Below are 15,468 nucleotides of genomic sequence, written 5' to 3'. Positions count from 1 at the left end.
AAAACTTACAAAATGAATAAATATTTAATTATTGCGTTAGTGTTTACCTCCGTCACTTTATTATCTTGTAATAATTCAGAAAAGTCTAGTGAAAAAAAATATGAATCGGCTATGACTCATGTTTTAGAAGTACACGATGAGGTAATGCCAGAGATGACTAAACTAAATAACTTAATTTCTAAACTACAGGAAAAGATTGATACTAGTGACACTAAGGAAAAGGCCAAGTTATATCAGAATGCTATGAATGATTTAAAAGGTGCTCATGCTTTTATGATGGAGTGGATGCGAGATTTTGCTGAAAAATTTCCAAATGCTTTAAAAGAACCAAATTATACTGAAAAAGAGTATGAAGAAAAGTTAAATACGCTAGAAGCGGAAGAGAAAGAGGTAAAGGAAATGAAACGAAGAGTAAATAATAGTATCAAGGAAGCAGAAAAATTACTTGCTGAATAAGTATACCGCCAAATTAATTTTCTTAACTTTCGGAAACTAATTAAACAACTCTAAAGTTATGAAAAACACATATTCAACTAATATCAATTTACCACAAATAGATTTTGCTCTGTTATTTTTTAGAGTAGGAGTTGGGGCTCTTATGCTTGTTCATGGTATTAGTAAACTAAAAATGCTTTTTGGAAGCGAGGAGATTGCCTTTGCAGATCCTTTTGGTTTTGGTCCCGAAGCAAGTTTAGCTTTAACGGTTTTAGCCGAATTTATTTGTTCAATTTTAATTATCATCGGTCTAGGAACAAAATTGGCTGTAATTCCATTAATTGTAACGATGGCTGTTGCTGCATTTATGATTCATTCAGCAGATGGATGGGGTAGGCAAGAACTTCCTGTCTTTTACCTGTTAAGTTATCTTTTTCTCTTTTATACCGGAAGCGGAAAATTTTCTTTAGACCATTATTTATTAAAGAAGAAAAAATAACGGATTATATTTTTTGACGTTAACGGATATTTTTTAATATTTATAACGTTATTAATTAAAACCAATTTTTATGAAAAAATTTAGCAAGTTATTTGCAATGCTTTGCGTGTTCTCATTATTATTAAGTTCATGCCATTCTTACACTACCGTTGTTGGTGAAGGAGCTCAAGGAAATACGGAAGAAAAAAGCTGGAACCATTATGTTATTGCAGGTTTGGTGCCGGTTGGTGTTTCTGATGCAAAAGAGATGGCTGGTGGTGCAGAAAACTATACTGTAACTACAAAACAGAGTTTTGTAAATGGTTTAGTAGCTGCATTAACATTTAGTATCTATAGTCCAACAACAACTATAGTGAAAAAATAATTTACATTTTAAGGCTGGTTTTTAAAACCAGCCTTTATTATTTCCAATTATGAAGAAAATACTTTTTTACCTGTTTATACTTGTCTTGCTTTATTTAGTAATTACAATTATTAGTATGATAATTGAATTTAGTAGTTTAAGTAATTTTGGCTATGGATATTTTGCAGGAAATATTTTCTTATTTGTGTTTATTGCCAGTATTGAGTATTGGTTGTATAAAAAAGTCTATTCTCAGAAAAAAAGCTAATTATCTAGTAAGTGCAATAAAATTTGAGAATTAAACATTAATCACCAAATCACTAAACTGTTGTTAAGATCTTATCCGCTTTCTTTTTTATCTTTTTAGCTAAATAGTGGGCATCTTTTTTTATACCGCCCAAAGTAGCAGATCCTCTTGTGTGTAACCAAGGAAGTCCTATAAAGTATAATCCTTTCATTTTGCTAACTCCGCGATGATGTCTTGGGTAACCATTGGTGTCTAATTCTAAACCTTCAATCCAGTTAAAATTTGGTCGATAGCCTGTTGCCCAAATAATATTTTTAACATCAGTTAAAGTTTCATTTTCTGTTTCAATTTCTGTTTTGTGGGCATCATTGGTTCTTCCTACAGAAACCACATTACTGCGGTTTAAAATTTCTTTTACGTCAGTTCCGATCACAGGTTGTTTGGAATGACTGATTTTTCTTCCAATCCACGATTTTTTGCTGAAGCTTAAAAATCCTGTTTTGGTAAACCACCACCAAAGCGTTTTTCCTAAAATTTCTTGCGGAAGCGTTTTTACATCAGTATCTCCAGAATAATAAGTTTTTCTACTCCAATCTGCAGAAACTTCATCTAGTATTTGAAATCCGCTATCGCCTGCGCCTACGACCATCGCTGGTCCTTTTTGTAATTGAGACGGATTCTTGTAAAAATTACTATGAATTTGAAAAATTTCTTCAGCAATTGATTTTGAACAAGGCGGCGTATATGGTATATGAAAAGGTCCTGTGGCAATAACCACTTGTTTCGTTTCTAATACCTCACCACTTTCGGTTGTTACAAAAAAGTGCTGATCTTCTTTTTTAATCTTGGTTACTAATGTATTTAACTGAACAGGGAAATTAAATTTTTCAACATACTTTTTAAAATAGTCTGCCACTTCATACTTGTCTGGATAATGTCCCTTAGGAGCAGGAAAATCCATTCCTTCTAAATGGTTGAATTGTGTAGGGGTAAAAAGTGTGAGCGAATCCCAGCGGTTTAACCAAGAAGCACCAATTTCTTCTTCTTTGTCTAAAATCAAAAAAGATTTATTCATTTTCTTTAACTGATAAGCTATAGATAATCCGGCTTGAGCAGCTCCTACAACAATAAAATCTAACATTTTTTACGTATAATTATTTGGAGCATTATACATTTTTAAATGCTTATAAACAAATAAAATTTATATTACTACACGAGGAATACTTTTATCTAAACGGGTTAGCAACTCATAATTTAATTGTTCACTTAAATTTCCGAAATATGAAACGTTAATAGTTTGGTTCCCATCCTTACCAATAATAGTTACAGTATCTCCCACTTCAACATTTACGTGGGTTACTTCAATTAAAAACATATTCATATTAACCGTTCCAACCACACTTAACCGTTTGCCGTTTACAAGCACACGCCCTGTGTTGCTTAAACTTCTACTAAATCCATAGCCATAGCCTACGGGAACACTGGCAATTTTCATATCGGTTTCAGCAAGAAAAGAAGTTCCGTAACCGACAAATTCTCCTGCTTTTACAGTTTTTATATCAATAATACTGGAACGCCAACTTAAAACACTTTTTAAATCCAGTTCAGTTTTTTTCTGAACATTATACATTAATTGAATTTCTTTACTTGGCCATAACCCATAGGTTATAATTCCTACGCGAACCATATCATAATTAAATTTCGGATACGCCATAATACCTGCGCTACACGAAGTGTGCAATTTTTCAGCTTGTAAACCTTCTTGTGAGAAGCGTTTTACATTAGTTGAAAATCGTTCTTGTTGATCTTGGATTCGCTTGTAATTAGTACTGCTTTCTGCTCCGGCAAAATGAGTACAAATGCCTTTTAAATTATAATGACTTTTATGTTCGTGTAATAATTTAAATAAATGATTTAACTCTTGTTCGTCAAACCCGTGGCGATTCATACCGGTTTCTAATTCAATATGAATATTAATTTTTTTATCTAGTTTTTTGGCTTCCTTTACCAGCGATTGAAAAGTCTCTGCGTTGTACACAAAAAATTCGATCTCATTTTTTACCACCCATTTTTTGTCTTCTACGGTTATATCACCCATAATCATAATAGTCGAATTTTTCTCGGTGTATTGATGGGCAATTTTTGCTTCAAATGAGCTAAATACTGAAAAATGATTCACCCCTAAACGCTCTAATTCGGGCACCATTTGTTTAATTCCGTGGCCATAAGCATTTCCTTTAATAACGGTAGACAATTGCGTACTTTCTTTTATTAAGCTTCTTATAAACCTTAAATTATTGGCTAGCGCTTCTCGGTTTAATTCAATTATAGAACTATGATTAATAATCATGACAATACTTTTTTTGCTAGTGAATAAAACATATTGACGCCAGTTTCGGCAATTTCATCTGGAAAATCATAATCAGGATTGTGTAATTCGGGGCAATCTTTTCCTGCTCCTAAACCAAACATCGCTCCGTTGTATTGTTGTGTGAAGCTTCCAAAATCTTCTCCCCAAGAAAAAGGCATTTTTGTTTCTATAAAATCTAATTTGTTTTCTTGAGCAACTTCTTTTATCATATTAAAAGCTTCACCTGAATTTAGATTGGCTTGAAAAGCTTCTTTCCAATTCCACTGAATAGGGAGTTGATGATTTTTTGCGATTGTATTAATTTTATCGATCAACAAAGTCTTCTTTGTCATAAAATCATCGTGATTCCAAGTTCTAAAGGTGTAACTGATTTTCGCTTCGCCTGCGGATGTTCCGTAAGCCGGTTTTCCCATTTTTAGTTGAATTGGGGTAGCAAGAAAATAATTTCTATCGGTAGTATTTTTACAATCAAGCTCGTTTAAATATTGAATTATTTCTGAAACGGCTAAAGCGGGATTTATTCCTTTTTCCGGCATTCCCGCATGACTGGTTTTTCCAAGCAATTGAATATCGACACTTTCTACTGAAGGCGTAAAACTTCCGGGTTTTGTAACGATGGTATTTTTTTTATAACCCGGTACATTGTGCAATGAAAGAACATAATCAATAGAAAAATCGGCTAATTTTTTTGAAGCTAAAATTCGATCAGCACCTTCTCCTGTTTCTTCAGAAGATTGAAAAAGCAGCAATATTTTTCCGCAAGAAATTGGTTCTTTTTCTAGTCTTTTAGCTAAAAACAATAGCATGGTCATATGACCATCGTGACCGCATTTGTGCGATACATTTTTTTTGGTAGAAGTGTAAGAAAAATCGTTTTCTTCTTTTATAGGTAACGCATCTAATTCTGCTCGAAATAAAACGGTTTTACCGGGTTTTTTACAATTGATTTCCGCTAATAAAGAATGCTCTGAAAAACCTTGATGAACAGTACAGGATTCAATTTTTTTTAAGTGATTTAAAAGATATGAACTGGTGTTTTTTTCTTCTCCAGAAAGTTCGGGATATCGATGTAAATAATGTCTAATTTCTTTAAAATCCATAAAATTGAAGTTACTTTTTTTCAAATAAATCTCAAGAAAAAGGGCGTTAATCTCGGGTTAAAATTTTTTGAAGTATATTGAAACTTTTTCTTATTTATGAAAATTCTTATCATCATTTTTATTGTAGTTTTAATAAGTTGCTTATTGGCTGTTATTATTTCTAGAAGTATAATTTTACTAGATCACCTCTATCTTTTTATATTTAAAAAACCGGCTTTTACACATGCGGTTTTAGGAAAAGTGAATCGACTTTCTAAAAAAGATCAAGAATTTTTAATTGAAAATTTTTCATTTTACAACCAACTTTCAGCAGATAAAAAGAAGTTTTTTGAGCATCGAATTATTTCATTTATTTCAACTAAAAAATTTGAAGGAAGAGAACAAGTTGTAGTGACCTACGAAATGAAACTTTGGGTTGCAGCAACGGCAATTATGCTAACTTTCGGGATGCGAAATTATAAATTGCCTATGTTGGAAATTATATTAATTTATCCTGATATATACCTATCTACCGTCACCAAAAATTACCATAAAGGAGAATATAATCCATATATGCGTGCGTTGGTTTTTTCCTGGAAGCATTTTAAAGAAGGTTATGCAGATAGTAATGATAACTTGAATTTAGGAATTCATGAGTTTATACATCTTATTCAAATAAATAGTTATAAAAAAAATGATATTAGCGCGGTTATTTTTACAGACACCAGTAAAGAACTTATTCGTTTGCTAGCAAATCCTAGTATTCGAGAAAAACTATTAAAAGAAGATTATTTTAGAAATTATGCCTATACCAATCAGCTTGAATTTTTAGCGGTTTTAGTTGAATATTTTATAGAATCTCCGACTATTTTTAAACAAAAATTTCCTGATTTTTATATCAAAATCAGGAAAATGTTGAATTATAATTTTGTGGGGTATTAATTATAGATTTTTTGCAGCATAGCTTGCAACTTCGTGATCATTTTCTACGCTACTCCCAGATACACCGATAGCACCAATAATTTCTCCGGCCTTATTTTTTACCAAAACACCACCTGGAAAAGAAATTAGCCCTTCATTAGAATGTTCTATATTAAAAAGTGGTTTTCCGGGTTGAGAAAGTTTACCAATTTCGCCGCTATCCATGTCAAAATAACGAGCGGTTTTTGCTTTTTTAATTGCGATATCTGCAGAACCGAGCCAAGCACCATCCATCCTGATGAAAGATTTTATATTCGCTCCGCTATCTACCACGGCAATATTCATTTTTACATCAAGTTCTTTTGATTTTTTAATTCCTGCTTCAAGTGCTTTTTGAGCTTGTTCTGTAGTAATGTTCATAACTTTATTTTTTAGTTTTTTCTAAAGTAGTGAACAGCTTACGGTTAAGCAGTCCTTTTAAGAGGATTATAACTTATTTATTTCTAACGTAAATGAGTTTAAATTTTCCGTTTTGATTTTCTCTTGACTCTATTTCAAACTTATCAATTGAATGAATCATGGGTGTTAATTTTTGGAAACCATAATTTCTAGAATCAAAGTTGGGCTGTTTTTTTTGTAATAAGCCACCTACGTCGCCCAAAAATGCCCAGCCGTCTTCATCGGCTACATCAGAAATGGTGCTTGAAATTAGCTTGATAACTTTTGGCGTAATTTTATCGACATCACTTTTCTTAGAAGTTTGTTCTTTTCCGTTATTGCTGCTGGCTTCTTTTTGTTTTAAAATTTCTATATAGATAAATTTATCGCAAGCAACAATAAAAGGTTCCGGAGTTTTTTTCTCACCAATACCAATTACTTTTTTACTGGCTTCGCGTAAGCGTGTTGCCAATCTTGTAAAATCACTATCGCTGGAAACCAGGCAAAAACCATCTACTTTATCGGCATATAAAATATCCATCGCATCAATAATCATAGCAGAATCAGTTGCATTTTTTCCTTGCGTATAGCCATATTGTTGAATGGGATTAATAGCATTTTCTAGCAGCACATTTTTCCATTTGGTAAGATGTGGTTTAGTCCAATCGCCGTAAATACGTTTAATTGTTGGGTTTCCGTATTTGGCAATTTCTTCCATCATTTCTTTGACGTAAGCCGATGGAATATTATCACCATCTATTAATACCGCAAGATTTGTTTCCATTAAAATATTTTTTATAAAGGTAAGTTTTTTTAGCGATTTATTTGCACCGCCAAAGGGTTTGATGCCCCGAGCTTTGCCTCGAAATTGAAAAATTTGTTTTCAATGAATTACTCATGGCCTTCTGCTGGGGAAGTTTACTTTTTTGCAGCAATGTCTTCCATAATCATATGGGCGTGAATGCGAGAATTCTCAATAAACCATTTATGGGTTTCCGTTCCGCCGCAAATAACGCCGGCTAAATAAATTCCTTCAATATTGGTTTCCATGGTTTCATCGTTATAATTCGGAATTTTCTTACCATCTTCAGAAACAGAAATCCCTATTTTTTTTAGAAACTCAAAATTTGGACGATAACCGGTTAATGCTAATACAAAATCATTTTTTAAGGTTGATTTTTTTCCGTTTGTATCTACAATATCGACTTCTTGTTCTCTTATTTCTGTAATTTCTGTATTAAAATAAGCTTGAATACTTCCTTCAGCAATCCTATTTTCAATATCGGGTTTTACCCAATATTTTACCCGTTCACCAATAGATTTTCTTCGAATAATCATCGTGACATTTCCGCCTTTTCTATAAATTTCTAGCGCGGCATCTACTGAAGAATTACTCGCGCCGACAACAACTACATTTTGACAAGCAAAATAATGCGGATCTTTATAATAATGGTAAACCTTTGGAAGGTTTTCTCCGGGCACATTCATGTAATTCGGAATATCATAAAAACCGGTAGCTACAACTACATTTTTAGCAGAATAGGTTTGTTTAGAAGATTCTACTTGAAATTCGTTTTCGCTTTTTCTAACTTTTTCAACTTTCTCAAATAGATTAATGTTTAATTTATTTGAAGTTGCAATTCTTCGATAATATTCTAAAGCTTCTGCTTTTGTTGGTTTTGGATTATTACTGATAAACGGAATTTCATCGATTTCTAATTTCTCTGAGGTTGAAAAAAAAGTCATATTGGTAGGGTAGTGGTAAAGCGAATTTACCAACGGACCTTTTTCGATTACAACATAAGAGAGGTTTTTGTGTTTTGCTTGTAATGCACAGGCAATACCAATGGGCCCGCCACCAATAATTAAAACATCTAAAGTTTTTTCTTGTTTATTTGTTTGCAAGAGCTCTTAAATCTTTTATAGTTTCTAACGGATTGGCAGATTTAAATACAAAACTACCGGCGACTAACACATCGGCTCCGGCTTCGACTAATTGCTTCGCATTTTGATCGGTTACACCACCGTCAATTTCAATTTGGGTTGAGGCATTATTATCGGCAATTATTTCTTTTAATTGTTTTACTTTTTTATACGTGTTTTCAATAAAACTTTGTCCGCCAAAACCAGGGTTTACACTCATTACACAAACTAAATCTATATCATTAATTACATCTTCTAAAAGGCTTACGTTAGTGTGCGGATTTAAAGCAACTCCGGCACGCATTCCTGCAGCTTTTATAGCTTGCAAAGTTCTATGTAAATGGGTGCAAGCTTCGTAATGAACGGTCAAAATATCAGCACCTAAATCAGCAAAAGTTTGTATATATCTATCAGGATTAACAATCATTAAATGCACATCAATCACTTTTCCGGCATGTTTGTTTATAGCTTCCAAAACAGGCATTCCAAAAGAAATATTAGGAACAAAGACGCCGTCCATAATATCTATATGAAACCAATCTGCTTCACTGTTATTTACCATTTCTACATCGCGCTGTAGGTTGGCAAAGTCTGCTGCTAAAATTGAAGGTGCTACAAGTTTACTCATCTTTATGAAATGTTTTTAGAATTGCAAAAGTAGCAAGAATATACCAATTATAATTTTATAAACGAAGCAAGTATATTTTTTACCGCTTGCCGTGTTTCAGAATCTAGCATTTGGAGGTGTTCAATATAATGTTGAATTTTATGAGAATTAAAATTCATATTTTCAGAAATAAAATCGCTTTCATACTTTTTGTATGAATCTTTAGAAGCGGTACGTTCAAAAATCTGTATTAAATTAAAATGCCGGCGATCTAGTCTAATTTTTTTATATAATTGATCGATCAAATTTTCTGAGCCCTCTATAATTTGCAAAAAGTTTCCGCCAGAATACAATAGTAATCCTGTAATTCCCGCATCATTATTTTTTAATTGACTTTTAACTAAAAGGTTTTCTACCTCCTCTTTAGCAATACCGGGGGAAGCGGTACTAACATAGCAAATTGCTTTATGCATTTTTAGGGTATTGTTACAAGCTTCTAAAAGTAAATAATATCTACATAACTTTTACTAAAGAAACTTATAAATAACATTTTTTTATAGCACTCATCGTATTTTTTGTACTTTAGAAATAAAAACTTTTTAAATATGGTTTTCATTGATAATGAAGGGGTTACAAATCCTTATCTTAATTTAGCTTTAGAAGAATACATTTTAAGAAATTTTGATAATGCTGCAGACTATTTATTATTTTATGTAAATGAACCTTCTATAATTATAGGGAGAAATCAGAATACATTAGAAGAAATAAACCACGAATATGTGGAAGAAAAAAATATTCACGTGGTGAGAAGAATTTCGGGTGGTGGTGCAGTATATCACGATTTTGGAAACTTGAACTTTAGTTTCGTAACCGACTATGACGTAAAAAGCCTTAACAACTTTAAAAAATTTACTGAGCCGGTCATAAAAGTACTCAACCGAATGGGAGTTCCGGCAGAATTAAAAGGAAGAAATGATATTGTAGCCGATGGTAGAAAAATATCTGGAAATGCCCAATTTTCAAGTGTAAAGCGCATGTTTAGTCACGGAACACTATTACTTGATAGCGATCTAGATGAAGTTACCAGAGCGCTGAATGTAAAAATGAGTAAAATTCAGTCTAAAGGACATAAATCAGTACGAAGTCGTGTAGCAAATATTAATGAGTTTTTGGAGAAAAAGTTGAAAGTAGAGGAGTTTAGAAAGAAAATTTTAACCGGTTTGTATCAAGATCGTGAAGATTTTGAAACCTATAAATTATCACCTGAAGATTGGGAGGGGGTGCATAAATTAAAGCAAGAAAAATATGATCAATGGGATTGGAATTATGGTAAATCGCCAAAGTTTAATATTCATCGTACCAAACGTTTTCCTATTGGCGAAATAGATTTGCGCATTTTTGTAGAAAAAGGTGTCATAAAAAATTTAAAAATTTATGGCGACTTTTTTGGAAAAGAACCCGTAGCCAATATTGAAGAAACATTAGAAGGAACGCGTTATGAGCTAGCTAGTATTAAAAATGCTTTACAAAATTTTGATCTCAACTTATATTTTGGTGACATTGATAAAAAAGAGTTTGAAAAACTAATTTTTGGGGCAGATGAAATTTAAAAAAATTAAACCCCGGTCATCACTCCGGGGTTTATTCATCAATCAAAAAACGAACAGTTATAATTACAAAAACTGTTTTTAGAGCAAACTTAATAAATTTAGCCCAAATATGTTTTTAAAATTTTACTTCGTGTAGTATGTTTTAATCTTCTAATGGCTTTTTCTTTTATTTGTCTAACTCTTTCTCTAGTTAAATCAAAAGTTTCGCCAATTTCTTCTAAGGTCATAGGTTGTTGATCTCCTAAGCCAAAATAAAGACGAACCACATCTGCTTCACGTAACGTAAGGGTTTCCAAAGCACGCTCAATTTCAGTTTTTAAAGAATCATGTAACAAATCTCTATCAGGATTTGGTGATTCTCCAGAACGTAAAACATCGTATAAGTTAGAATCTTCACCTTCAATTAAAGGTGCATCCATAGAGACATGACGTCCAGAATTTTTCATCGATTCTTTTACATCATTAACCGTCATGTCAAGTTCTTTGGCAATTTCTTCAGCACTTGGCGGGCGCTCGTGAGATTGCTCAAGAAAAGCAAAGGTTTTATTAATCTTATTAATAGATCCAATTTTATTTAATGGTAAGCGTACAATTCTAGATTGTTCTGCTAATGCCTGTAAAATAGATTGCCTAATCCACCAAACAGCGTAAGAAATAAACTTAAATCCTCGCGTTTCATCAAAACGTTTTGCAGCCTTTATCAAACCTAAATTTCCTTCATTAATCAAATCCGGTAAGGTTAAACCTTGGTTCTGGTATTGCTTAGCAACAGAAACCACAAAACGTAAATTGGCTTGGGTTAACTTTTCTAAAGCACGGTCGTCTCCGGCTTTAATGCGCTGGGCTAATTCTACTTCTTCGTCGGCTGTAATTAAATCTACTTTTCCGATTTCTTGCAAATACTTGTCCAGCGAAGCAGTTTCTCTATTGGTAACTTGCTTCGTAATTTTAAGTTGTCTCATTGAGTGTCTCCTGAAATTTAAATGAATTAAGAGCTGTATGATATTATACGAGAGAAGCATTAAAAATGTTACAGAATTGATTATTTTTTTTGCTAAAGAAAAATTCAAGTCAAGTTTAATGTTAGCAATCAAATTGTTAACTTTGCAATTCTCAAAAACAGACGAAAGATTATGTTTGATAATTTAAGTGATAAGCTCGACAAGGCCTTTCATGTCTTAAAAGGACACGGGCAAATAACAGAAGTAAATGTTGCTGAAACCTTAAAAGAGGTAAGAAGAGCATTGGTAGATGCAGATGTAAACTACAAAATTGCCAAAGATTTCACCAATACGGTAAAGAAAAAAGCTTTAGGGCAAGATGTACTAACAAGCTTAAAACCGGGAGAAATGATGGTGAAGCTTGTGAAAGACGAGCTTACCGAATTAATGGGTGGTGATGCAGAAGGATTAAATCTTTCCGGGCAACCAAGCGTTATTTTAATGTCTGGTTTGCAGGGTAGTGGTAAAACAACATTTTCTGGAAAACTTGCTAATTACTTAAAAAATAAAAAGACTAAGAAGCCACTTTTAGTAGCTTGTGATGTGTATCGTCCTGCGGCCATAGATCAGTTGCACGTTGTTGGTGAACAAATAGGTGTAGAGGTTTTCTCTGATAAAGAAAATAAAGATCCGGTAGATATTTCTGAAAAGGCAATTGCCTATGCTAAAGAAAACGGATTTAATGCTGTTATTATTGATACCGCTGGACGTCTTGCTGTAGATCAAGCGATGATGACAGAAATATCTAACATTCACGCAGCAATAAAGCCGGAAGAGACACTTTTTGTAGTAGATTCCATGACCGGTCAAGATGCAGTGAATACTGCAAAAGCATTTAATGATGTTTTAAATTTTGATGGTGTTATTTTAACCAAATTAGATGGTGATACGCGTGGTGGTGCAGCTATTTCAATTAAATCTGTGGTTAATAAACCAATCAAATTTATTGGTACAGGAGAAAAAATGGAAGCGATAGATGTATTCTATCCTTCCCGTATGGCCGATCGTATTTTAGGAATGGGAGATGTTGTTTCCTTAGTAGAACGTGCCCAAGAACAATATGATGAAAAAGAGGCTAGAAAACTTCAGAAAAAAATAGCAAAAAATCAATTCGGTTTTGATGATTTCCTTAATCAGATTCAGCAAGTGAAAAAGATGGGGAACATGAAAGATTTAATGGGGATGATTCCCGGTGCCGGAAAGATGATGAAAAATATGGATATTGATGATGATGCTTTTAAACATATAGAAGCAATTATTCATTCAATGACACCTGAAGAACGCCAGAAGCCATCGGTAATTAATGCAAGTAGAAAAAGACGAATTGGTAAAGGTTCAGGAACATCGGTCACAGAAGTAAACCAGCTGCTTAAGCAATTTGACCAAATGGGCAAAATGATGAAGATGATGCAAGGCGGTGGCGGTAAGAAGATGATGCAGATGATGAAGGGAATGAAATAAAATAAAATAAACCTTTATTACAAACAAAAATACTCTTCAGGATAAAACCAAGGGTTATAATATTTTTCATTTTGAGGTAAACTTAAGCGTGTTTTAAATTTGGTTAAAAAAACAGCTTGGTATTATTTCTTTAAAATGTATAGCATGAAATTATTAGACGGAAAAAAAGTTAGCAATGATATTAAAGATGAAATTGCTGAGGAAGTAAAAAAAATGAAAGCCAGAGGAGAAAAAGTTCCTCACCTCGCAGCCATTATTGTAGGGAATGATGGCGCAAGTCTTACCTACGTAAACAGTAAAGTGAAATCTTGTAAACGCGTTGGTTTTGAGTCGAGTTTAGTGCGAATGTCGGCAACGACTAGTGAAATTGAATTGCTAGATAAAATTGAAGAACTAAATCAAGATGATGATATAGATGGTTTTATCGTTCAATTGCCGTTGCCACCGCAAATTGATACACAAAAAATATTGATGGCGGTAGACCCTGATAAAGATGTTGATGGTTTTCATCCCGAGAATTTCGGTAAAATGTCTTTAGATATGACGTCTTTTATTCCGGCAACTCCTTTTGGAATTCTAGAATTATTAGAGCGTTATGATATTCCAACTAAAGGAAAGCATACGTGTGTTATTGGGCGTAGTCATATTGTGGGTAGGCCTATGAGTATTTTAATGGGACGCAGTGGTTTTCCAGGAAACTCTACAGTTACCTTAACACACAAGTACACGAAAAATATTACACAAATTACTTCGCAAGCAGATATCATTATTATTGCTGTAGGAATCCCACATTTCTTAAAAGCAGAAATGATTAAGGATGATGCTGTAGTGATTGATGTAGGAATTACCAGAGTGCCAGATGAAACTACTGAAAAAGGATATGTGATTACTGGTGATGTAGATTTTGATAATGTGAAGAAAAAAGCTTCTTACTTAACACCGGTTCCTGGTGGAGTGGGACCAATGACAATTGCCATGCTGTTAAAAAACACTTTATTGGCAAGAGAACGTCATCAAAAAAGAGAGCAGAGTAAATAATTTATAGTGTTTCAATAAAAAAAGGGGAATTAAACTTTATTCCCCTTTTTTTATTAGTCTTCCTCTAACTTCCAGTCTAAATATTCGTGTAAGTCGGTTTCAATAAATCGTAAACCAATGCTAAGAACACTTAAATCATCTATGTAGCCTAAACCTGGAATAAAATCTGGAATCAGATCAAATGGGTTTAATACATACAATAGAGCAAAAACAATAGAAGCAATGGTAAACCAAGGAACGTTGTGGTAAATTCCTTTTCGGTAATCTTTTAGCATGCTAAGCATCAGTTTTCCTAATTCGGCATATTTTTCGAGCATCCCGGAATTCTGAATTTTATCTGCAATTTTTTCTTCCTGCTCCAGAGCTTGATCTAAATCTTCAGTTGAGGTCTGTTCTGCTTCTTTACGAACATATTCTTCATCAACTTCTTTATTTCTTTTATTGAATAACATAATATCTTTTTAAATTTTTTCTGTGTTATGAACTTCTTTTCCGTATTCCTTTTTATAGATTTTCACAATCAATAAAAATAATGAAATTAATAAGGGTCCAAAAATTAAGCCAATAAATCCAAATAGTGGTACGCCAACGACTACTCCAAAAAGAGTGATTAAAGGGTGAACATCTGAGAGTCTTTTTAAAACATACAAGCGAATAATATTATCGGTAGAACCTACAATTACAACTCCGTAAATTAAAATAGCTACTGCATTCCAATTATGTCCTTGCGCAAATAATAAAATAGTGACCGGTATAATTCCTAAAGCAGTTCCTACAAATGGAATCATAGAACCTATAGTGGTAATTACAAACCAAAAGAAAGGATCGGGTACACCGAAAATTAAAAAACCAATAAGTGCAATTATTCCTTGGCATAAGGCAACTAAGGGTATTCCGATAGCATTAGCTTTAACCATTGAGCGGCTTTCTTTTCCTATTAAAAAAAGGTTTTCGTGATTTAAAGGAATATAATTTTCTAATGATTCGTGTAATTTTTTTCCGCTGATAAGCATATAATATAGCATGAAATACATGATACCAATGGCTATAAAAGCGTTAAATGTTCCGCCGGCTAGGCTTTGTAAATTATTAGAAACCCAATTGGTGATTTGCGCAGTATCTATTTGGCTGCTAATCTCATAACCAAAAGAATGTTCCCAATCATTTACTTGATCTTTTATAGCTTGGACAACACGTTCTGAATTATTAACTGCTTTACCAATTTTAGAACTCAGTAATAAGACAATTCCTGCAATAGGAACTAAAATTCCGATAAAAGAACCTAACATGAGAGCACTTGCCGCAAGATCTTTGTTCCATCCTTTTTCTACGAGTCTTGCCATCCACTTCCTGAATAGAACATATAATGTGACAGCTCCTAAAACACCTGTTAAATATGGTGTGATTTCGCTGAAAATCAGGATTCCAAAAAAAAGAATAAGCAACAAGATAAAAAGTTGCCTTACTAAACTGGGTTGAATTCTTGCCATAGTTG

19 protein-coding genes are annotated in these 15,468 nt (G+C 33.1%); 8 read left to right on the top strand and 11 right to left on the bottom strand.

Going from position 1 to position 15,468, the window contains the following annotated elements:
* Nucleotides 1-12 precede the first annotated feature (12 nt).
* The 4 genes from D9R05_RS13070 (at nucleotide 13) to D9R05_RS13055 (ending at nucleotide 1,545) form a co-directional block, all read left to right on the top strand.
* Entirely contained in the window at nucleotides 13-456 is a 444-nt protein-coding gene (locus D9R05_RS13070) for a hypothetical protein (RefSeq protein ID WP_121667675.1), read from the top strand.
* Nucleotides 457-514: 58 nt separating this feature from the next.
* Complete coding sequence (locus D9R05_RS13065; RefSeq protein WP_121667674.1) at nucleotides 515-934, top strand: DoxX family protein; 420 nt, start codon at nucleotides 515-517, stop codon at nucleotides 932-934.
* A gap of 70 nt (nucleotides 935-1,004) precedes the next feature.
* Entirely contained in the window at nucleotides 1,005-1,298 is a 294-nt protein-coding gene (locus D9R05_RS13060; RefSeq protein WP_121667673.1) for a Bor family protein, read from the top strand.
* 49 nt (nucleotides 1,299-1,347) lie between these two features.
* A complete protein-coding gene (locus tag D9R05_RS13055; protein ID WP_121667672.1) occupies nucleotides 1,348-1,545 on the top strand; it encodes a hypothetical protein in 198 nt (65 codons plus the stop codon).
* A 52-nt stretch (nucleotides 1,546-1,597) separates the two neighbouring features.
* Here D9R05_RS13055 and D9R05_RS13050 read toward each other — a convergent pair whose 3' ends face one another.
* The 3 genes from D9R05_RS13050 to D9R05_RS13040 are packed head-to-tail and all read right to left on the bottom strand — an operon-like array spanning nucleotide 1,598 to nucleotide 4,995.
* On the bottom strand, nucleotides 1,598-2,665 hold the full coding sequence (locus D9R05_RS13050; protein ID WP_121667671.1) for a flavin-containing monooxygenase: 1,068 nt from the start codon (nucleotides 2,663-2,665) through the stop codon (nucleotides 1,598-1,600).
* 60 nt (nucleotides 2,666-2,725) lie between these two features.
* Nucleotides 2,726-3,874, bottom strand: coding sequence for an alanine racemase (alr, locus tag D9R05_RS13045; protein ID WP_205589294.1), 1,149 nt, complete (start codon nucleotides 3,872-3,874; stop codon nucleotides 2,726-2,728).
* On the bottom strand, nucleotides 3,871-4,995 hold the full coding sequence (locus tag D9R05_RS13040; protein WP_121667670.1) for an amidohydrolase: 1,125 nt from the start codon (nucleotides 4,993-4,995) through the stop codon (nucleotides 3,871-3,873). The genes alr and D9R05_RS13040 overlap by 4 nt, the downstream gene beginning before the upstream one ends.
* Before the next feature lie 96 nt (nucleotides 4,996-5,091).
* Here D9R05_RS13040 and D9R05_RS13035 point away from each other — a divergent pair, with 96 nt between their 5' ends.
* Nucleotides 5,092-5,916: a zinc-dependent peptidase gene (locus D9R05_RS13035; protein WP_121667669.1), complete on the top strand. Its 825-nt coding sequence runs from the start codon at nucleotides 5,092-5,094 to the stop codon at nucleotides 5,914-5,916.
* On the opposite strand, the gene D9R05_RS13030 is transcribed toward D9R05_RS13035, so the two are convergent.
* The 5 genes from D9R05_RS13030 to D9R05_RS13010 form a co-directional block, all read right to left on the bottom strand.
* Entirely contained in the window at nucleotides 5,917-6,315 is a 399-nt protein-coding gene (locus tag D9R05_RS13030; RefSeq protein ID WP_121667668.1) for a GlcG/HbpS family heme-binding protein, read from the bottom strand. It abuts the gene before it with no gap.
* A 73-nt stretch (nucleotides 6,316-6,388) separates the two neighbouring features.
* Entirely contained in the window at nucleotides 6,389-7,117 is a 729-nt protein-coding gene (locus D9R05_RS13025; protein WP_121667667.1) for an NYN domain-containing protein, read from the bottom strand.
* 134 nt (nucleotides 7,118-7,251) lie between these two features.
* The gene (locus D9R05_RS13020; RefSeq protein WP_121667666.1) at nucleotides 7,252-8,238 is read right to left on the bottom strand and encodes a YpdA family putative bacillithiol disulfide reductase; all 987 of its coding nucleotides are present in this window, start codon (nucleotides 8,236-8,238) and stop codon (nucleotides 7,252-7,254) included.
* Nucleotides 8,225-8,884, bottom strand: coding sequence for a ribulose-phosphate 3-epimerase (rpe, locus tag D9R05_RS13015; RefSeq protein ID WP_121667665.1), 660 nt, complete (start codon nucleotides 8,882-8,884; stop codon nucleotides 8,225-8,227). Before rpe ends, D9R05_RS13020 begins: the two co-directional genes overlap by 14 nt.
* A gap of 47 nt (nucleotides 8,885-8,931) precedes the next feature.
* Nucleotides 8,932-9,336 (bottom strand): BLUF domain-containing protein, encoded by a 405-nt coding sequence (locus tag D9R05_RS13010; protein ID WP_121667664.1) that lies wholly within the window; start codon nucleotides 9,334-9,336, stop codon nucleotides 8,932-8,934.
* Nucleotides 9,337-9,468: 132 nt separating this feature from the next.
* Here D9R05_RS13010 and D9R05_RS13005 point away from each other — a divergent pair, with 132 nt between their 5' ends.
* Complete coding sequence (locus D9R05_RS13005) at nucleotides 9,469-10,473, top strand: lipoate--protein ligase (RefSeq protein WP_121667663.1); 1,005 nt, start codon at nucleotides 9,469-9,471, stop codon at nucleotides 10,471-10,473.
* A 98-nt stretch (nucleotides 10,474-10,571) separates the two neighbouring features.
* On the opposite strand, the gene D9R05_RS13000 is transcribed toward D9R05_RS13005, so the two are convergent.
* Complete coding sequence (locus tag D9R05_RS13000) at nucleotides 10,572-11,435, bottom strand: sigma-70 family RNA polymerase sigma factor (RefSeq protein WP_121667662.1); 864 nt, start codon at nucleotides 11,433-11,435, stop codon at nucleotides 10,572-10,574.
* Between the two features lie 171 nt (nucleotides 11,436-11,606).
* Between D9R05_RS13000 and ffh the strand changes: the two genes are divergently transcribed.
* Together ffh and D9R05_RS12990 are read left to right on the top strand one after the other, a co-directional pair.
* On the top strand, nucleotides 11,607-12,935 hold the full coding sequence (ffh, locus tag D9R05_RS12995; protein WP_121667661.1) for a signal recognition particle protein: 1,329 nt from the start codon (nucleotides 11,607-11,609) through the stop codon (nucleotides 12,933-12,935).
* A gap of 144 nt (nucleotides 12,936-13,079) precedes the next feature.
* Nucleotides 13,080-13,973, top strand: coding sequence for a bifunctional 5,10-methylenetetrahydrofolate dehydrogenase/5,10-methenyltetrahydrofolate cyclohydrolase (locus D9R05_RS12990; RefSeq protein ID WP_121667660.1), 894 nt, complete (start codon nucleotides 13,080-13,082; stop codon nucleotides 13,971-13,973).
* 53 nt (nucleotides 13,974-14,026) lie between these two features.
* Here the strand turns inward: D9R05_RS12990 and D9R05_RS12985 are convergent, their stop codons facing one another.
* Both D9R05_RS12985 and D9R05_RS12980 read right to left on the bottom strand, forming a co-directional pair.
* Complete coding sequence (locus D9R05_RS12985; protein WP_121667659.1) at nucleotides 14,027-14,425, bottom strand: YkvA family protein; 399 nt, start codon at nucleotides 14,423-14,425, stop codon at nucleotides 14,027-14,029.
* A 9-nt stretch (nucleotides 14,426-14,434) separates the two neighbouring features.
* Nucleotides 14,435-15,463 (bottom strand): AI-2E family transporter, encoded by a 1,029-nt coding sequence (locus D9R05_RS12980; protein WP_121667658.1) that lies wholly within the window; start codon nucleotides 15,461-15,463, stop codon nucleotides 14,435-14,437.
* Between the last annotated feature and the right edge of the window lie 5 nt (nucleotides 15,464-15,468).

The organism is Mesonia aquimarina (genome assembly GCF_003667275.1).
Classification (GTDB): Bacteria; Bacteroidota; Bacteroidia; order Flavobacteriales; family Flavobacteriaceae; genus Mesonia; species Mesonia aquimarina.
This window is presented reverse-complemented; position numbering and strand designations above follow the sequence as displayed.